Origin of the sequence: Pseudomonas sp. BN417, assembly GCF_029871205.1 — a bacterium.
Classification (GTDB): Bacteria; Pseudomonadota; Gammaproteobacteria; order Pseudomonadales; family Pseudomonadaceae; genus Metapseudomonas.
This window is the reverse complement of record NZ_SSOJ01000060.1, coordinates 1-1875: the sequence shown is the minus strand read 5'-3', so window position 1 is coordinate 1875 and position 1875 is coordinate 1. Positions and strand designations below refer to the sequence as shown.

Here is a 1875-nt window from a genome sequence, read left to right as displayed (position 1 = left end):
CCGGATGATTCGCTGGCAGGGCTCAGCCAGTTGATGAAGACCTTGGCGGCCCGCGCAACGCGCTACCGCAATCGTTTGGAAGGCCGTTCCGGCACTTTGTGGGAAAGCCGCTTCAAGTCGAGCATCGTGCAGTCCGATGCCTACTTGCTGGCCTGCAGTCGTTACATCGAACTGAACCCGGTGCGGGCGTGCATGGTGGCTGAGGCATCGGATTATCTCTGGTCCAGTTATGCCCTGCGTGTTGGGAGCGCACCTGAGCAGAGCTGGTTGGACGACGACCCGTGTTTCAACGCGCTCGGCGCTACGGATAACGCACGGCGCCGCCGGTATGCCGAGTTCGTCAGGCAAGCAGTGCCCGCAGAGGAACTGAACCTGATTCGAGAGGCCATTCAACGCGGCCAACTGACGGGGAACAACCACTTCGTGGATGAGGTTGAGCGTATTGCGGGCGTACGGATTGAACGGCGCAAGCAGGGGCGACCGAAATTAGAGTAGGGAAAATAAATCTGTCCCCTTTTTTCATAGACAGACCTGATGGTCCGAGAGCAATTCCATTGGAGGATGGTACGGTTCCTAATGTTCTTATGGATGGGATTGCACGGGAGGGGAAGAATATTGGACTGAATTGGCCCTCTCTTGATGCTTGTCAAAGTATTTATTCTGTTTGTCATGGGACATATATTAGTGATGCGCTAAACATGCTTCCGGGTTTTAACTCGTTTGCTACATTGCATGATACTTGGATGAATCAACTGGAGATTCATAAGGGTGGAAGTATGTCCGATTTAGAAAACTTTGGAAGCATGCCGCCTGCGTTGCTTATTAATTATGGTGCGATCTATGATAAGTATCGTTTGCTGAACGGTTCGGTGAGAGAGAATGAGGATAAGTAGCTTGTATGCGGCTTTTCTTTTGGTGGGAGCTTGTTCCCCATCTAACTCTGCTTGGCGGGCTGGGATGGATGGCGCTGTTGGGAGGGACTTTGGTCTATATCTAAATCCATATGGATGCCATGGAAGTCTGTGGTCGCCAGTGAATAAGGAAAGAGGGTTTGATAAGGTTGTTGAAGAAGGAGGGGCGAGGCGTTATTTCATTACTTGGATCAGAGGTTGCCGGTATTCGATGCTTGTTTCTGCCGATGGTGTGGTGAAATCTTGGCGGTATGAGGTGAAAGATATAAAAGACTGCTATGTGTTCTGACTGGAAAAGGGGGCAGATTTATTTTCCATACTCTAATTTTTAACGAGCTGGATCGTCGATAGGAGCTAAAGGCAGTTCAGCACGGTCAGTATCTAAGTAATGGTTTCTTCAAGGTGGTACTGACCAAAATCGGCGGGGCGCCGAGTGATGATCTAAAAGATTAGAGTACAGAAAATAAATCTGTCCCATTTTTTGCTCCGGATGATTCGCTGGCAGGGCTCAGCCAGTTGATGAAGACCTTGGCGGCCCGCGCAACGCGCTACCGCAATCGTTTGGAAGGCCGTTCCGGCACTTTGTGGGAAAGCCGCTTCAAGTCGAGCATCGTGCAGTCCGATGCCTACTTGCTGGCCTGCAGTCGTTACATCGAACTGAACCCGGTGCGGGCGTGCATGGTGGCTGAGGCATCGGATTATCTCTGGTCCAGTTATGCCCTGCGTGTTGGGAGCGCACCTGAGCAGAGCTGGTTGGACGACGACCCGTGTTTCAACGCGCTCGGCGCTACGGATAACGCACGGCGCCGCCGGTATGCCGAGTTCGTCAGGCAAGCAGTGCCCGCAGAGGAACTGAACCTGATTCGAGAGGCCATTCAACGCGGCCAACTGACGGGGAACAACCACTTCGTGGATGAGGTTGAGCGTATTGCGGGCGTACGGATTGAACGGCGCAAGCAGGGGC

General features: G+C 52.6%; 1 protein-coding gene and 1 pseudogene. Both read left to right on the top strand.

Annotated elements, in window-relative coordinates; genetic code table 11:
* Positions 1-495 (top strand): transposase (locus E8F11_RS05825; protein ID WP_280287867.1); only part of this gene is annotated, 495 nt, incomplete at its 5' end.
* Positions 496-1394: 899 nt separating this feature from the next.
* Positions 1395-1875: pseudogene (locus E8F11_RS05820) on the top strand (transposase); the annotation flags it as partial.